Origin of the sequence: Halovibrio salipaludis, from assembly GCF_002286965.1 — a bacterium.
Taxonomy (GTDB): Bacteria; Pseudomonadota; Gammaproteobacteria; order Pseudomonadales; family Oleiphilaceae; genus Halospina; species Halospina salipaludis.
The window spans coordinates 1-1,414 of the sequence record NZ_NSKD01000021.1 but is presented as its reverse complement, the minus strand read 5'-3'; the positions used below and the strand labels follow the sequence as shown (position 1 = coordinate 1,414).

The following is a 1,414-nucleotide window of genomic DNA, read 5'->3' as shown; positions in this document are numbered from 1 at the left end:
TGTAGGAGATGGGATAAAGCGGGCAGGCCTTGATCGGGCCGGAAGGAAGAGGACAACCTCCGCCAATGAGAAACGAGGTCACCCGAAGAGCCTCAGCAGAAGAGGAGGTTGTCCGATGAATTACGCTGGCATCGATCTGGCTTCCAAATCAAGTGCTGTTGCCGTTGTGGATGAGCAGGGCAATGTCATGGAACAGCGGGAAGTGGCCACCGACGCCGGGCAGTTGGCCAAAGTGCTGGCCCCGTTTACGCCGGTGTCGGTTGTGGTGGAATCCTCACCGCTTGCCGAATGGGCCTGTCAGGTGCTCGAAGAGGCCGGCCACCAGGCGCAGATCATCGACGCCCGGGCGGCGAAGCATCTGATGGATGCCCGCAAGAAGACCGACCGGCGTGACGCCCAGACGCTGGCTCAGATCGTGCGTTCAGGGTGGTTCCAGCCGGTTCACCGTAAAAGTGACTCGGCGCGGCTGGAACGCACCCAGCTGCAGGGGCGCCAGGGGCTGGTCAGAACCTACTGCAGCATCGACAGCCAGGTCCGCGGGCTGTTGCGAGCCCACGGGATCTGCCTGGGACGCGTCAGCAAGAGACGGTTCCCGCAGTGGGTCCGTGAACGGGCCCAACAGCACAGCGAGGCGCTTGTGGCGGTGCTGGAGCCCTTGTTGGCGGTGTACGAGCACAGCCTGGAACAGGCCGAGGCCATGAAAAAGCAGATGCAGGCCCAGCAGCGCGAGGATGAGCTCCAGCAACAGCTCCAGAGCGTGCCCGGTGTGGGGCCGCTGACAGCCAAGGTTTTCGCCTCCACGGTGGATGACCCTCAGCGCTTCGCCAACGGTGAGCAGGTGGCGGACTACGCGGGCCTGACGCCTGGGGTGACCCAGTCGGGAGAACGATGCGTGCGTGGCTCGATCACCCGCCAGGGCGATCACCTGCTGCGCTGGCATCTGGTGGAGGCTGCCCATGCGATGATCCGCCAGGGCGGCGACTGTCGACTCAAACGCTGGGCCCGCCAATTGGCCGAGACCAAGGGCGCGGCCAAGGCCCGGGTGGCGCTGGCGCGCAAACTGGCCATTGTGCTGTGGCGGCTGTGGCTCAAGGGCGAGCGCTTCGAGCCCGAACACGGCACTGTGGCGGCAGCGGCCTGAGAAACGATAGGAATCAAAGCATCACTGACAAGGGCGGATCAGCGAATGACAAAGCAACGCAGACAGTAACCAGGTAACCGGGTTGGACGAGTTCGGAGCTGTTGACCCCGTGGCTCGCTTGAGGCGCTGACCTCGTGTAGGAGATCAAAGGGCAACGGCCTCCGATTCCATACTGCGGCGTAGACCGCGAAGAGAAGCCTGAAAGCTCGTCGAACCCAATCCTTAACCAGAATCAACGGGCGTGGGTTGATCCTGACGCCCGCTTTAGAGAAG

General features: G+C 63.2%; 1 protein-coding gene. It reads left to right on the top strand.

The annotated features are described in order from the left end of the window. Positions 1-115: 115 nt before the first annotated feature. Positions 116-1,141 carry an IS110 family RNA-guided transposase gene (locus CK501_RS16605; RefSeq protein WP_095618824.1) on the top strand — a complete coding sequence of 342 codons (1,026 nt, stop codon included), beginning with the start codon at positions 116-118 and terminating at the stop codon, positions 1,139-1,141. The last annotated feature ends 273 nt before the right edge of the window (positions 1,142-1,414 follow it).